The sequence below is a fragment of the Streptomyces alfalfae genome, from assembly GCF_004127445.1.
Taxonomy (GTDB): domain Bacteria; phylum Actinomycetota; class Actinomycetes; order Streptomycetales; family Streptomycetaceae; genus Streptomyces; species Streptomyces alfalfae.
This window is the reverse complement of the sequence record NZ_QEXM01000015.1, coordinates 125,146-140,113: the sequence shown is the minus strand read 5'-3', so window position 1 is coordinate 140,113 and position 14,968 is coordinate 125,146. Positions and strand designations below refer to the sequence as shown.

At 72.4% G+C, this 14,968-nt stretch carries 12 protein-coding genes; 5 read left to right on the top strand and 7 right to left on the bottom strand.

Going from position 1 to position 14,968, the window contains the following annotated elements; translation table 11 throughout:
- Positions 1 to 71: 71 nt before the first annotated feature.
- From DCW30_RS05515 to DCW30_RS05495, 5 genes are all read right to left on the bottom strand, one after another.
- Entirely contained in the window at positions 72 to 1,127 is a 1,056-nt protein-coding gene (locus DCW30_RS05515; RefSeq protein WP_076686234.1) for an ABC transporter substrate-binding protein, read from the bottom strand.
- A gap of 193 nt (positions 1,128 to 1,320) precedes the next feature.
- Positions 1,321 to 2,475 (bottom strand): acyl-CoA dehydrogenase family protein, encoded by a 1,155-nt coding sequence (locus tag DCW30_RS05510; protein WP_062778178.1) that lies wholly within the window; start codon positions 2,473 to 2,475, stop codon positions 1,321 to 1,323.
- A gap of 7 nt (positions 2,476 to 2,482) precedes the next feature.
- Entirely contained in the window at positions 2,483 to 3,406 is a 924-nt protein-coding gene (locus tag DCW30_RS05505; RefSeq protein ID WP_076689305.1) for a hydroxymethylglutaryl-CoA lyase, read from the bottom strand.
- 17 nt (positions 3,407 to 3,423) lie between these two features.
- Entirely contained in the window at positions 3,424 to 5,379 is a 1,956-nt protein-coding gene (locus DCW30_RS05500; protein WP_076686235.1) for an acetyl/propionyl/methylcrotonyl-CoA carboxylase subunit alpha, read from the bottom strand.
- 73 nt (positions 5,380 to 5,452) lie between these two features.
- A complete protein-coding gene (locus tag DCW30_RS05495; protein ID WP_076686237.1) occupies positions 5,453 to 7,069 on the bottom strand; it encodes a carboxyl transferase domain-containing protein in 1,617 nt (538 codons plus the stop codon).
- Positions 7,070 to 7,156: 87 nt separating this feature from the next.
- Here DCW30_RS05495 and DCW30_RS05490 point away from each other — a divergent pair, with 87 nt between their 5' ends.
- From DCW30_RS05490 to DCW30_RS05475, 4 genes are all read left to right on the top strand, one after another.
- Positions 7,157 to 7,747: an SACE_7040 family transcriptional regulator gene (locus DCW30_RS05490; protein WP_076686238.1), complete on the top strand. Its 591-nt coding sequence runs from the start codon at positions 7,157 to 7,159 to the stop codon at positions 7,745 to 7,747.
- Between the two features lie 94 nt (positions 7,748 to 7,841).
- Complete coding sequence (locus DCW30_RS05485; protein ID WP_076686240.1) at positions 7,842 to 8,999, top strand: acyl-CoA dehydrogenase family protein; 1,158 nt, start codon at positions 7,842 to 7,844, stop codon at positions 8,997 to 8,999.
- 46 nt (positions 9,000 to 9,045) lie between these two features.
- Positions 9,046 to 9,945: an acyl-CoA thioesterase gene (locus tag DCW30_RS05480; protein ID WP_076686242.1), complete on the top strand. Its 900-nt coding sequence runs from the start codon at positions 9,046 to 9,048 to the stop codon at positions 9,943 to 9,945.
- Positions 9,946 to 9,965: 20 nt separating this feature from the next.
- On the top strand, positions 9,966 to 10,943 hold the full coding sequence (locus DCW30_RS05475; protein WP_076689307.1) for a cation diffusion facilitator family transporter: 978 nt from the start codon (positions 9,966 to 9,968) through the stop codon (positions 10,941 to 10,943).
- Here DCW30_RS05475 and DCW30_RS05470 read toward each other — a convergent pair.
- Entirely contained in the window at positions 10,904 to 11,692 is a 789-nt protein-coding gene (locus DCW30_RS05470) for a phosphatase (protein ID WP_076689309.1), read from the bottom strand. The genes DCW30_RS05475 and DCW30_RS05470 overlap by 40 nt on opposite strands.
- Positions 11,693 to 11,786: 94 nt before the next feature.
- Positions 11,787 to 13,304, bottom strand: a complete 1,518-nt coding sequence (locus DCW30_RS05465) for a PucR family transcriptional regulator (RefSeq protein WP_076686244.1) — start codon at positions 13,302 to 13,304, stop codon at positions 11,787 to 11,789.
- Between the two features lie 179 nt (positions 13,305 to 13,483).
- Between DCW30_RS05465 and DCW30_RS05460 the strand changes: the two genes are divergently transcribed.
- On the top strand, positions 13,484 to 14,947 hold the full coding sequence (locus DCW30_RS05460; protein ID WP_076686246.1) for a sodium:solute symporter family protein: 1,464 nt from the start codon (positions 13,484 to 13,486) through the stop codon (positions 14,945 to 14,947).
- The last annotated feature ends 21 nt before the right edge of the window (positions 14,948 to 14,968 follow it).

Genomic DNA, 14,968 nt, shown 5'->3' with positions numbered 1-14,968 from the left:
GCACGCGGGGCCGCGACGGCCAGAAGCGGGGCTCCCGAGGACCGTCTCGGGAGCCCCGCGGCCGTGGGGGGCTACTTCAGCTTCTTCGCCTTCTCGATCGCGTCCGCGAGGTCCTCGAGGATCGGCGCGCACTTGCCGTACGAGAAGATGGGCTCGGTGACGCGCGAGATGACCTGCCCGGCCTTGACCGCGGGCAGCTTCTTCCAGGTCGGCTTGGACTTGTCGAGGTCGGCCGGCTGGATCGCCGAGGTGCGGTTGTCCATCATGATGAGGTCCGCGTCGTACTTGTCGACGTTCTCCCAGCTCAGGTTCTCGAACCAGCCGCCGGACTCCTTCTTGGCCTTCTCGGGCGGCTCGATGAAGTTCACGCCGAGGGACTTGAAGTACTCCAGGTCGACGGAGAGGTTCGTCCCCGAGACGTAGAACAGCTCCGGGCTCGCGGAGCCGACGAGGACCTTGATGTCCTTGTGCGCCTTGGCCACCGTGCGCAGCCGCTCGGACGCCTTCTCGAAGCGCTTCTTCGCCTTGACGACCTTGTCCGACGTCACGTCCGCGCCCAGCGACTCGGCGAGGGCCTGGATGCGCTGGAGGGGGTGGGTCAGCTGGCGGTCGTAGACGCTGATGCCGACGCTGGGGGCCAGCTTGAGGATCTTGTCCTTGCTCTCCTCCGGGACGTACCAGAGGGTGCCCTGGTCGTCGAACATCGTGGAGATGAGCAGGTCGGGGGCGAGGCTCGCGTACTTCTCGACGCTGAAGCGGCCCCATTCGTTGCCGAGGACCGTCAGCTTGTCGACGTCCATGTCGCCGGCCTGGACGTCGGCCTTGCCGTCCTTGGTCTTCGTCGGGCCGAAGACGCCCTTGACCTCGATGCCGTAGTCGAACAGGGCCGCGGCGACGCCCGTGAACGCCACGATGCTCTTCGGCGTCGCGTCGCGCTTCGCCGTCGTGCCGCGGTCGTCCTTGAAGCTCCAGGGGCCGCTCTCGCCCACGCCGCCCCCGGTCTTGCCGCCGTCCTTCTTCTCGTCGCCGCAGGCCGCCAGGACGGCGGTGAGGCCGAGGGCGCCGCCGGCGGCGAGAATGCCGCGGCGGGACGGGGCGGGCAGTCGGGAGGGACGGGCCTTGGACATGGGTCTCTGCTTTCGTGACGGTGCGGTGGCGGAGCCACTGGCCGGAAGTGAAGCTTAGGCTAGCCTAAGCTCACTCGGTCCAGCGCCCCGCGTTTCGCGCGTCACATCGCACGCCCCCAGGCCTCCGCGTCACATCCCGCCGCCCCGCCCCGCCGGGCCCCGCCGGCGCCGCGCCGTCTCGCCCTGCCGGTGCTCAGCCGGCGAAACCCAGCTCCCTGGCGATCAGCATCCGCTGCACCTCGCTGGTGCCCTCGCCGATCTCCAGGATCTTGGAGTCCCGCCACATCCTGGCCACGGGGTACTCGTTCATGAAGCCGTAGCCGCCGTGGATCTGCGTGGCCTCGCGGGCGTTGTCCACCGCCACCGTCGAGGAGTACAGCTTGGCGATCGCGGCCTCCTTCTTGAACGGCTCCCCGGCCACCATGCGCGAAGCCGCGTCATACCACCCGACGCGGGCCATGTGCGCCCGCATCTCCATGTCCGCGAGCTTGAACTGGATCGCCTGGTTCGACCCGATCGGCTTGCCGAAGGCGTGCCGCTCATGGGCGTACTTCACGGACTCGTCCACGCAGCCCTGGGCGAGCCCGGTGGCGAGCGCGGAGATCGCGACGCGGCCCTCGTCGAGGATGCGCAGGAACTGCGCGTACCCCCGGCCCTCCTCGCCCAGCAGGTTCGCCGCGGGGACGCGGACGTCGGAGAAGGACAGCTCACGGGTGTCCGAGGCGTTCCACCCGACCTTGGAGTACGGCGCGGCGACCGTGAAGCCCGGTGTCCCCGACGGCACGATGATCGAGGAGATCAGCGGCCGGCCGTCCGGCTTGCGCCCCGTGACGGCGGTGACCGTGACCAGGCCCGTGATGTCCGTGCCGGAGTTGGTGATGAAGCACTTCGAGCCGTTGATCACCCAGTCGTCGCCGTCGCGCACGGCCGTGGTGCGGGTGCCGCCCGCGTCCGAGCCGCCGTCCGGCTCGGTGAGGCCGAAGGCGCCGAGGATCTCGCCGGAGCACAGGCGCGGCAGCCACTGGCGCTTCTGCTCCTCCGTGCCGAACAGGTGCAGCGGCATGGCGCCGAGCGAGACGCCCGCCTCCAGGGTGATCGCCACGGAGGAGTCGACGCGGGCCAGCTCCTCCAGGGCGATGCCGAGGGCGAAGTAGTCGCCGCCCATCCCGCCGTACTCCTCGGGGAAGGGCAGGCCGAACAGGCCCATGCGGCCCATCTCGCGGACGATCTCGTAGGGGAACTCGTGCCGTTCGTAGAAGTCGCCGATCTTGGGGGCGACGACGTCGTGGGCGAACGCCTCGACGGTGCGGCGGAGTTCTTCGAGCTCGGGGCTCAGGCGGTGGTCCATCGTTTACTCACTGCTCCTGGTGGGTCAGGGCGCGGACGGTGCGGGACGGGCTCGGTCGGCCCAGCCGGTCGGCCATCCAGGCGCTCGTGGCGCTGAGGCGGCCGAGGTCGACCCCGGTCTCGATGCCGAGTCCGTGCAGCATCCAGACGAGGTCCTCGGTGGCGAGGTTTCCGGTGGCGCTCTTCGCGTACGGGCAGCCGCCGAGGCCGCCGGCGGAGGCGTCCACCGTGGTCACGCCGTGCTGCAGGGCCGCCAGGGTGTTGGCGAGCGCCTGGCCGTACGTGTCGTGGAAGTGGACGCCGACACGGTCCACGGCCACCCCCGCCCCGGTCAGGGCGGTGAGCAGGGCGGTGACATGGCCCGGCGTGGCCACGCCGATGGTGTCGCCGAGGCTCAGCTCGTCGCAGCCCAGGTCGAGCAGGGCACGGCAGACCCGGACGACCCGGCCGACCTCGACCGGGCCCTCCCAGGGGTCGCCGAAGCACATCGAGAGATAGCCGCGGACGTGCATGTCCCGCTCCTTGGCGCGGGAGACCACCGGGGCGAACATCGCGAGGGCCTCGTCCACCGTGCGGTTGAGGTTGGCCTTGGCGAAGGACTCGGTGGCGCTGGCGAAGACGGCCACGCGGTCGGCGCCGAGGGCCATGGCGCGGTCGAGGCCGCGTTCGTTCGGCACGAGGACCGGCAGGCGAACGCCTTCGAGGTCGCCGAGGAGGGGGAACAACTGCTCCGCGTCGGCCAGTTGGGGCACCCACGTGGGGTGCACGAAGCTGGTCGCCTCGACGGTGGTCAGGCCCGCGGCGGCCAGGCGGTGGACGAACTCCGCCTTGACCTCCGTGGGGACGACCGCCTTCTCGTTCTGCAGGCCGTCGCGGGCGCCGACCTCGTGGACGCGGACCCGGGCCGGCAGCCCGGCGGCCGGGACGGTCATGGGCAGTCCGGTGTCGGTCACGGCGTCTCCTCGGCGGTGTCGGGCGTCTCGTCCGGGTCCACCACGGCCAGCACCTGGTCCATGGCGACCGTCGCCCCCGGGGTGACGTCCAGCTCGGTGACGGTGCCCGCGTGCGGGGCGGAGATGACGTGCTCCATCTTCATCGCCTCGACCACCAGAAGGCTCTGGCCCGCGCTCACCCGGTCACCGGCGGCCACCTTCACCACCGTGACGGTGCCCGGCATGGGGGCGGTGAGCGCGTCGGCCCCCGCGTGCGCGGCGCCGGTCAGGCTCGCCTCGACGGGATCGTGGTCCCGCACCTGCCAGGCGTCCCCGTCCCGGCCGAGCCAGTCGCCCGCGCGGTGGAACGTGTGCCGGGTGCCGTCCACGGTGACCGAGACGCGGTCGGCCGTGACGGCACGGACGCCGCTGCCGAGCCGGTGCTCCACGGGGTCCTGGCCGGCCACGTGCAGCCAGTGGGCGACGGGCTTCGGGGTGCCGCCGAGGCGCCAGCCGCTGGGCACCGAGAAGGGGTCCGTCCAGCCGTCCCCCGAGGGTGCGAGCGCCGCCTCGCGCACGGCGGCCGCCGCCTCGTACACCTCGGCGGGCACGTCCTGCGGGACCAGCGAGTCCGCCTCGCGCTCGACGAGGCCGGTGTCGAGGTCGCCCGCCACCACAGCGGGGTGGGCGAGGAGCCTGCGCAGGAAGCCCGCGTTGGTCGGGACGCCCAGGGTGACCGTCTCCGCGAGGGCGGCGCGCAGCTTGCGCAGGGCCGTGGCGCGGTCGGGGCCGTAGGCGATGACCTTGGAGAGCATCGGGTCGTAGAGGCTGCCGACCTCGGTGCCCTCGCTCAGGCCCGAGTCGGTGCGCACGCCCTCGCCCCGCGGTTCGCGCAGGGACAGCACCGTGCCGCCCGAGGGCAGGAAGCCGCGGGCCGGGTCCTCGGCGCAGAGGCGGGCCTCGACGGCGTGCCCGGCGAGGGTGATGTCGTCCTGCGTGAAGGGCAGTTCCTCGCCGGCCGCCACCCGCAGCTGCCACTCCACCAGGTCGAGCCCGGTGACCAGCTCGGTGACGGGGTGCTCCACCTGGAGGCGGGTGTTCATCTCCATGAAGTAGTACGAGGAGGGGTCCTTGCCCGGGACGATGAACTCCACCGTGCCCGCGCCCGCGTACCCGCAGGAGCGGGCGGCCTGGACCGCCGCCTCGCCCATCGCCGCGCGCGTGGCCTCGTCCAGGAGGACGCTGGGCGCCTCCTCGATGATCTTCTGGTGGCGGCGCTGGAGCGAGCACTCGCGCTCGCCGAGGTGGATCACGTTCCCCCGGCCGTCCGCGAGGACCTGGATCTCGATGTGCCGGGGGCGGTCGATCCACCGCTCCACGAGCAGCGTGTCGTCGCCGAAGGAGGCGCGGGCCTCGCGCCGGGCCGCCGCGATCTCCTCGGCGAGCAGGGTCTCGTCCCGCACCAGGCGCATGCCCTTGCCGCCGCCGCCCGCGCTCGGCTTGAGCAGCACGGGGGCGCCGATCTCGCGTGCCGCCCCGGCCAGCTCCGCGTCGGTCAGGCCGCTGCCGGACGAGCCGGGGACGACGGGCACGCCGGCGGCCTTCACCGTCTCCTTGGCGCGGATCTTGTCGCCCATCAGCTCGATGGCGGAGGCGGGCGGGCCGATGAAGGCGAGTCCCGCGTCGGCGCACGCCTGCGCGAACGCGGCGTTCTCCGCGAGGAAGCCATAGCCCGGGTGCACCGCCTGGGCGCCGGAAGCCGCCGCCGCGGCGAGGATGCGCTCGATCGAGAGATAGCTCTCGGTCGCCGGTGGCGGGCCGATGCGGACGGCCGTGTCGGCCTCGCGCACATGGCGGGCGTCCGCGTCCGCGTCGCTGAAGACGGCGACCGAGCGGACGCCGAGCGTGCGCAGGGTCCGGATGACGCGGACCGCGATCTCGCCGCGGTTGGCGACGAGGACCGTGTCGAACATGTTCCCTCTCCCCGGGGTGGTGCCTCGTGGGACCGCGCTGGTCCCCGGCCGGAAGTCGCTCATCGTCCGCCCCTCACATCCGGAAGACGCCGAAGCCGGGCTCGCCCAGCGGCGCTCCGGCGCACGCGGTCAGGGCGAGGCCGAGGACCTGCCGGGTCTCCAGGGGGTCGATCACGCCGTCGTCCCAGAGCCTGGCCGTGGCGTAGTACGCGTTGCCCTGCTCGTCGTACTGCGCGCGGATCGGGTCCTTGAAGGCCTCCTCGTCCTCGGCCGGCCACTGCTCGCCGCGGGCCTCCAGCTGGTCGCGCTTGACCGTGGCGAGGACGGACGCGGCCTGCTCGCCGCCCATCACGGAGATCTTGGCGTTCGGCCACATCCACAGGAAGCGGGGGCTGTAGGCCCGGCCGCACATGGAGTAGTTGCCCGCGCCGTACGAACCGCCGACCACGACCGTCAGCTTCGGCACGCGCGTGCACGCCACGGCCGTCACCATCTTCGCGCCGTGCTTGGCGATGCCGCCCGCTTCATAGTCCTTGCCGACCATGAAGCCCGAGATGTTCTGCAGGAAGACCAGGGGGATGCCGCGCTGGTCGCACAGCTCGATGAAGTGGGCGCCCTTCTGGGCGGATTCGGAGAACAGGATGCCGTTGTTCGCGACGATGCCGACCGGGTGGCCGTGGATGTGCGCGAAGCCCGTGACCAGCGTCGTGCCGTACTCCGCCTTGAACTCGGCGAAGCGGGACCCGTCGACGACGCGTGCGATGACCTCGCGGACGTCATAGGGCGTGCGGGAGTCCGTCGGCACCGCGCCGTACAGCCCGAGGGGGTCGACCTTGGGCTCCTCCACCGGCCGCACCGGCCAGGGCAGCTCGCCGCGCTCGGGGAGGGTGGAGACGATGGTGCGCACGATCCGCAGGGCGTGCGCGTCGTCCTCGGCGAGGTGGTCGGTCACGCCGGAGGTGCGCGAGTGGACCTCGCCGCCGCCCAGCTCCTCGGCCGTCACGACCTCGCCGGTGGCCGCCTTCACCAGCGGTGGTCCGCCGAGGAAGATCGTGCCCTGGTCGCGCACGATGACCGCCTCGTCGCTCATCGCCGGGACATACGCGCCGCCCGCCGTGCAGGAGCCGAGGACCGCGGCGATCTGCGGGATGCCGGCGCCCGACATCCGCGCCTGGTTGTAGAAGATGCGGCCGAAGTGCTCGCGGTCGGGGAAGACGTCGTCCTGCATGGGCAGGAACGCGCCGCCCGAGTCGACCAGATAGAGGCAGGGGAGGCGGTTCTCCAGGGCCACTTCCTGGGCGCGCAGGTGCTTCTTGACCGTCATGGGGTAATACGTGCCGCCCTTGACGGTGGCGTCGTTGGCGACGATCACGCATTCGCGGCCCGAGACCCGGCCGATCCCCGCGATGACGCCGGCCGCCGGGGCGTCCCCGCCGTACAGGCCCTCGGCCGCCAGCGGCGCCAGCTCCAGGAAGGGCGAGCCCGGGTCGAGGAGCGTGTCCACGCGGTCCCTCGGCAGCAGCTTGCCGCGCGCCACATGGCGGGCCCGCGCCCGCTCGCCGCCGCCGAGCCTGGCCGCAGCGAGCCTCGCCCGCAGTTCGTCGACGAGGGCGGTGTGCGCCGCCTCGTTCGCCCGCCATGCCTCCGACGCGGGATCAGCCGCACTCGTCAGCACTGGTGCCTGCCGCATCAGTCGAGCCCCCTTGCCCGGTTAATGAGCGTTAACGCCTTCGTCATAGGTTAACGAGCGCTAACCGGCCTGTCTAGAATCAATTCCATGGCCACGAGAACCGACGCCCCCACCCGTCGCGAGCAGATCCTCAAGGAGGCCGCCCGGCTCTTCGCCGAGCGCGGCTTCCACGGCGTCGGCGTCGACGAGATAGGCGCCGCCGTCGGCATCAGCGGTCCCGGCCTCTACCGGCACTTCGCGGGCAAGGACGCGATGCTCGCCGAGCTGCTGGTCGGCATCAGCGGGCAGCTCCTGACGGGCGGCAGGCGGTGCGTGAGCGACACGGACGGCTCCCCGGGGCGGGTCCTGGACGCCCTGATCGACGGGCACATCGACTTCGCCCTCGACGACCGCTCCCTGATCACGCTGCACGACCGCGAGCTGGACCGGCTGCGCGACAGCGACCGCAAGCTGGTCCGCCAGCTCCAGCGGCAGTACGTGGAGATCTGGGTCGATGTGGTGCGCAAGGTCTATCCGGACCTCGCGGAGAACACGGCCCGGGTCTCCGTGCACGCCGTCTTCGGGCTGCTGAACTCCACGCCGCACCTGAGCCGCCGCGACGCGCTGCCGAGCCGGGAGGCGATGGCGGGGCTGCTGCACCGCCTGGCGCGCGGCGCGTTCGAGGCCGCCGCCGAGTGACGTGCGTCTCTGGACGCTCTGGTGACCGCCGGGTAACCTGCCTCTGAGCAAGCGCTTAGTCGTTGTCGGCAGATGCAGGCAGAGGGAGCATTCCGTGCGCCGTACCGTTTTCAATGAGGACCACGAGGCGTTCCGGGAGACCCTGCGCGCCTTCATCGAGGCCGAGGTCGTCCCCGTGCACGACGAGTGGTTCGCCGCGGGTCAGGTGCCGCGCGAGTTCTACTACAAGCTCGCCGAGCTGGGCCTCTTCGGCATCAACGTCCCCGAGGAGTTCGGCGGCGCCGGCCTGGACACCCACAAGTTCGAGGCCATCCAGTACGAGGAGACCGCCCGCGCGGGCGTCACCTTCGGCGGCTCCGGCGTCCACGTGCTGCTCGCCCTGCCGTACATCAAGATGCTCGCCACCGACGAGCAGAAGAAGCGCTACCTGGAGAAGTTCGTCTCCGCCGAGGAGATGTGGGCCCTGGCGATGACCGAGCCGGGCACCGGCTCCGACCTCGCGGGCATGAAGACCACCGCCAAGCTCTCCGAGGACGGCACGCACTACGTCCTCAACGGCTCCAAGACCTTCATCACCGGCGGCGTCCACGCCGACCGCGTGATCGTCTGCGCCCGCACCTCCGCGCCCACGGCCGAGGACCGCCGCTTCGGCATCTCCCTCTTCGCCGTCGACACCAAGTCCGAGGGCTACTCCATCGGCCGCAAGCTCGACAAGCTCGGCCTGAAGACCTCCGACACCGCCGAGCTGGCGTTCGTCGATGTCAAGGTGCCCGTCGAGGACCTCCTGGGCGAGGAGAACAAGGGCTTCTCCTACCTCGGAAGCAACCTGCCCTCCGAGCGCTGGGGCATCGCCTACGGCGCCTACGCGCAGGCCAAGGCCGCCGTCGGATTCGCCAAGGAGTACGTCCAGGACCGCACGGTCTTCGGCAAGACGGTCGCCTCCTTCCAGAACACCAAGTTCGAGCTGGCCGCCTGCCAGGCCGAGGTGGACGCCGCCGAGGCCGTCGTCGACCGCGCCCTGGAGGCGCTCGACGCGGGCGAGCTGACCGCCGCGGAGGCGGCCTCCGCGAAGCTGTTCACCACCGAGGTCGCCCACCGCGTCATCGACAAGTGCCTCCAGCTGCACGGCGGCTACGGCTTCATGAACGAGTACCCCATCGCCCGCCTGTACGCGGACAACCGCGTCAACCGCATCTACGGCGGCACCAGCGAGGTCATGAAGATGATCATCGCCAAGAACATGGGCCTGTAGGGACCGCGGAACCCACTCCGAGAGACGCCCCTGTAGAACTACCTTCATGAACCAGGCACTTGAAGCCCTCCTCGATCTGCTCGACCTGGAGCAGATCGAGGAGGACATCTTCCGGGGCGTGAGCCGCTCGGCGCTCGTGCCCCGCGTCTTCGGCGGCCAGGTCGCCGCACAGGCCCTGGTGGCCGCGGGACGCACGGTCCGGGGCGACCTTCCCCAAGGTCTCGGCTCCGCTCGTGTGGGGGAGACCCCGAACGCCCACTCCCTGCACGCGTACTTCCTGCGCCCCGGGGACCCCGGCGCGCCCATCGTCTACACCGTCGACCGCATCCGCGACGGCCGCTCCTTCACCACGCGCCGCGTCGTCGCCGTCCAGCACGGGCAGCCGATCTTCCACCTCTCCGCGTCCTTCCAGACGTACGAGGACGGCCTGGAGCACCAGGCGGAGATGCCGGACGCGCCGGACCCGGAGACGCTGCCCACGGCCGCGGAGACGCTGCCGCGCCATCTGCCCGCACACGTCGCCGAACGGCTCGTCGAGGCCCGCGCCGCCGTCGACCTGCGCTACGCCGACGTGCCGCCCTGGGGCACCGTCGGACAGCCGCGCGAGCCGCGCTCCCAGGTGTGGTTCCGCGCCAACGGCAAGCTCGCGGACGACTCCCTGCTGCACGTCTGCCTCGCCACGTACGTCTCCGACATGACGCTGCTCGACTCCGTCCTGCTCGCGCACGGCCGGGGCGGCTGGGCGGTCGGCGACGTCGTCGGCGCGTCCCTGGACCACGCCATGTGGTTCCACCGCCCCTTCCGCGCCGACGAATGGCTCCTGTACGACCAGGAGTCGCCGACCGCCTCCGGCGGGCGCGGGCTCGGCCAGGCGCGGATCTGGACGCAGGACGGACGGCTCGCCGTGACGGTCATCCAGGAGGGCGTGGTTCGCGTTCCCCGGTGATCGGACATACCGTCCGATACATGAGTGATCAACCGGCGCGGGAGTCACAGGGCGGCGAGAGCACCACCACGGTCGTCGTCGCCGCCGTCGCCAACCTCGGGATCGCGCTGGCCAAGGCCGTCGCGGGCGTCATCAGCGGCTCCAGCGCCATGCTCTCCGAAGCGGCGCACTCCGTCGCCGACACCGTCACCGAGCTGATGCTGCTGGTCTCCCTGAAGGCGAGCGACAGACCCGCCGACGAGGAGCATCCGCTCGGCTACGGAGGCGCCCGCTACATCTGGGCGCTGCTCGCCTCCGTCGCCACGTTCGTGGGCGGCGGCGTCTTCGCGATCTACGACGGCGTCCACACCCTGACGCACCGCGAGGACCCGGGCGACCCGCTCATCTCGTACATCGTGCTCGCCGTCGCCTTCGTCCTCGAGGGCTACTCGCTGCGGACCGGCCTCAAACAGGCGCGCGGTGAGGCCGACCGGCTCGGTGTACGACTCAAGAGGTATCTGCGCCGCACCCCTGACACGGCGGTCAAGGCCGTCGTCATGGAGGACTCCGCGGCGCTCGCGGGCCTCCTGCTCGCCGCGGCCGGCCTGCTCGCCGGGCAGCTCACCGGGTCCGGCGTCTGGGACGGCGTCGCCTCGCTCTGCATCGGTGTCCTGCTCGTGTACGTGGCCCGGGTCCTCGGCCGCGCCAACTCCGACCTGCTCATCGGGCGGCCGCTGCCCCGGGAGATGCGGTCCGCGGTCCGCGCCGAACTCCTCGCCGACCCGCACGTCGTGGACGTCATCGAGCTGACCACGCTGCTCCAGGGCCCCGACGAGGCCCTGGTCGCCGCCAAGGTCGACTTCCGGGACATGTACTCGGCGGCGGACGTCGAGCGGGCCTGCGACGCCATGGCCCGCCGCGTCCGGGAGCGGTTCCCCGCGATCCGGCGGGTGTACTTGGACCCGACGCCGGGCCCGGCTCAGGAGCCGCCGGAGAGCCCCGCCGCGTCGAGCAGGTAGGCCGTCATCGGGTCGTAGTGCCGAGGACTCGTCACGTGGTCGTCCAGCGGGACCGTGACCTGCACCGTGCCCTCGGCCTCGCCGATGAAGAGCGCCGGGTCGTTGCAGTCCGCGTAGCCGACGGAGTCCAGGCCGCGCTGGCCCGCCCGGCCCGCCCAGCCGTGGTCGGCGACGACCAGGCCGGGCTGCGGGCGGCCCTCGCGCTCCAGGCCGTCCAGGATCGCGTTCATCGGCTCGGGGGAGTGCGTGTGCCACAGCGTCGCGCCGCGTTCGAGGACCGCGACGTCCGCGAACTGGAAGACCATGCCCTCGTCGGCCATGAGGCCCTCGGGGATCACCACGATCTCGCAGCCCGCCGCGCGCAGGGCGGCGGCCGTGGCGCGGTGCACGTCGAGCAGGCCGCCGGGGTGCCCGGTGGCGAACAGGACGCTCTCCTTGGCCTCGGCGGCCTTGCGAAGGCGGGCGGCCATGCGCTCCAGGGCGGCGACGGTCAGCTCCGGGTCGATGGTGTCCTGGCCGTGCCGGTGCTCCGGGTCGTCGACGACGCCGCAGCGCTCGGCCATCACCGCGAGGACGTCCTGCTCGTCGGTCCAGCGGTCGCCGAGTTCCAGACCGAGCCAGTAGTGGCGGTCGCCGTTCGCGAGCCTGCGGTAGTGGCTGAGGTTGTTGTCACGGGGGGTGGCGACGTCTCCCGCGATGCGGGTGCGGACGAGATGCTCTATGAGCGCGGCACGGCTGGGTATCGGCATGCCCCCCATTGTGCCGCCGGTCAGACGCCTCGCGGGGTGCGTCCCGAAGCCCGGACGCCGGGCGCGCGCCCCGCGGCGGGGCCGCGCGTGCCGCTCACAGGGCCCGGTTCAGCGCGAACCACAGCTCCATGCGTACGTCGGGGTCGTCCAGGTCCGCCTCCAGGAGGAGCGCGCAGCGGCTGATCCGTTGCCGGACCGTGTTCCTGTGCACCGCCAACGCCACCGCCGTGCGGTCCCAGTTGCCGTGCAGGGAGAGCCAGGTGCGCAGGGTCACGAGCAGGGCCTCGTGGCCGGTGAGCGGGGCGAGCAGCACGCGCGCGTGGGCGTCGGCCTCGGCGGGCGCGACCAGGGCGGCGACGCCGTTCGCGTGGTGGCGCACGAGGGGCCTGCGGGTGGCCTCCGCGCGGCGCAGGGCGCGGGCCGCCTGGGCGTCGGCGGCGTCGAGCCCGCCGGGCGGGGCCGCCGCGGAGACACCGAGCACCCAGCCGTCGGCGGGCGCGAACTCGCGGTCGGCGGAGACGGCGGGGACGAGGAGGCGCACCGCCCCGTCGGGGCCGCCCGGGTCGACGAGGGCGGTGCCGAGCGCCGCGGCGAGCGCGGACGCGGCGAGGGAGGTGGGCCGCGCGCCTCCGGCGTGCGTCACGCGCGCGTGCACCACGTGCCAGTGCTCGCCCCCGAGGAGCGGTGCGACGTCCCCGGCGGTCTCGCCGAGCAGCAGCCGTACCAGGGCCGCCGAGCGCGAGGCCTCCGACGCCCCCTGGTGCTCCCCGGTGAGCAGCGAGAGCAGGACGACCGCCGCCCCGGCGATCGTGTGGTCCCCGGGCTCGCGGCGCTCCGTGGCCGTGCCGAGGGCGAAACCGCGGCCGCCCCCGAGCGCGTAGGCGGCGAGGTGGACGCCCCCGGCCGTCTCGGCGGCGGACGCGGGGGCCGCCGGAGCGCCCCGCCGCACGACCCCGGTCAGCTCCCGCAGCGCCTCGTGCGCGGCCTCCGGCGCCTGCCCCGCCGCCTGGAGCTCGACGCCGTCGGGCCCGTACAGCACGGCGAGGCCGCCGAGCCCGGCCGCGAGCCGTCGCAGGACCGCGGGGACCGGGTCGGGGCGCGCCGCCGCCGTGGCGAGACCCTGCTGCGCCTGGGTGACCCGGCGCAGCTCGGCATGTCCGGCCTCGGCCATCAGGCTCCACACGGCGCGCGCGACACCGCTGAACGTGGTGCGCGGCGGCACCTCCACGAGCGGCAGCCCGAGGCGCTCGCAGGCCTCCGCCAGGGCGTGCGGCACGGTGTCGTGGACCGGCGCGACGCCGAAGCCGAGGGCCGCGCCGCCCGCGGCGACGATGCGGGACACATAGCCGTCGAAGGAGCCGTCGGGGGCCGCCGGGTCGGTGATGTGGACGCCCGCCGTCAGGAGCAGCTCGCCCCCGAGCAGGTACGGGTAGGGGTCCGTCATCTCCGAGGTGTGCACCCACTGCACGGCCGTGGCCGCCGCCCGCGCGTCCGGGCCGGCGATCTGCCGCAGCCCCAGGTCGTCGCGGGCCAGCAGGGCGGCGAGGGGGACCGGCGGGGTCGGGGGAGCGGCGGGGCCCGGCGGGGCGGCGTGCGCCGAGGGATCGGCCATGGTGGACGTTCCATCCGTATCGATCGTGGAAAGTGGAGGAAACGTACACTTCAGCGTTGCTTTCCGGCCACTTAAGGTCGTGCCGACCGCAGGCCGCGGGTACGGGCGGATGTCCCCGCGGCCGGTCATCACCCCCATCTGCACGACACGCCACCGAGGTGCGCGAAGGAGGCCCCCCTATGGCCGTCGACTACACAGTGATCGTCGTCTATCTCGCCGGGATGCTGGCCATGGGCTGGTGGGGCATGCGCCGCGCCAAGTCCAAGTCCGAGTTCCTGGTCGCGGGCCGGCGCCTCGGGCCGTGGATGTACTCCGGCACGATGGCCGCCATCGTCCTCGGCGGCGCCTCCACCATCGGCGGCGTGGGCCTCGGCTACCAGTACGGCCTCTCCGGCGCCTGGATGGTCTTCACCATCGGCCTGGGGCTGCTCGCGCTGAGCGTGTTCTTCTCGGCCCGCATCGCGCGCCTGAAGGTGTACACCGTCTCCGAGATGCTCGACCTGCGCTACGGAGGGCGCGCGGGCGTCATCTCCGGAGTGGTCATGTGGGCGTACACGCTGATGCTCGCGGTCACCTCGACCATCGCGTACGCCACGATCTTCGACGTCCTGTTCGACCTGAACCGCACCCTGGCGATCGTCCTCGGCGGCTCGATCGTCGTCGCGTACTCCACGCTCGGCGGCATGTGGTCCATCACGCTCACCGACATGGTGCAGTTCGTGGTGAAGACCATCGGCGTGCTCCTCCTGCTGCTGCCCATCGCCGTCGTCAAGGCGGGCGGCTTCGGCGAGATGAAGGCGAAGCTGCCGACCGAGTACTTCGACCCGCTGGGCGTCGGCGGCGAGACGATCTTCACGTACGTGCTGATCTACACCTTCGGGATGCTCATCGGGCAGGACATCTGGCAGCGCGTCTTCACCGCCCGCAGCGACAGGGTCGCCCGCTACGGAGGCACCGTCGCCGGCACGTACTGCCTGGTCTACGCCATCGCGGGCGCCGTCATCGGCACGGCCGCCAAGGTGATGTACCCCAAGCTGCCGAGCGCCGACGCCGCGTTCGCGACCATCGTCAAGGACGAACTCCCCGTCGGTGTGCGCGGCCTCGTCCTCGCCGCCGCGCTCGCCGCCGTGATGTCGACGTCGTCCGGCGCCCTGATCGCCTGCGCGACCGTCGCCAACAACGACATCTGGTCGCGGCTGCGGGGCGTCGTGAAGGCCGGCTCCGGCGAGGAGGCGCACGACGAGGTGAAGGGCAACCGCGCCTTCATCCTCGCCATGGGCGTCGCCGTGATCCTCATCGCCATCGCGCTCAACGACGTCGTCGAGGCCCTGACCGTCGCCTACAACCTGCTCGTCGGCGGCCTGCTCGTGCCGATCCTCGGCGGGCTGCTGTGGCGGCGCGGCACGGCGGCGGGCGCCCTCGCGGCCGTGGTCGCCGGCGGCCTGTCCGTCATCGGCCTCATGTGGGGCTACGGCATCCTCGCCAACGAGCCCGTCTACTACGGGCTGTTGATCTCCCTCGCCGTGTACGTCGCCGTCTCCCTCGCCACCAGGCCCACCGACGCCGCGGTCCTCGCCGCCTGGCGCGAACGCCTGGCCGGCCGGGGCGCGGAGCCGGAGGCGGACGTTCCGGTGACCGTCTAGAGGGCCCTGATCCTCGCGCGG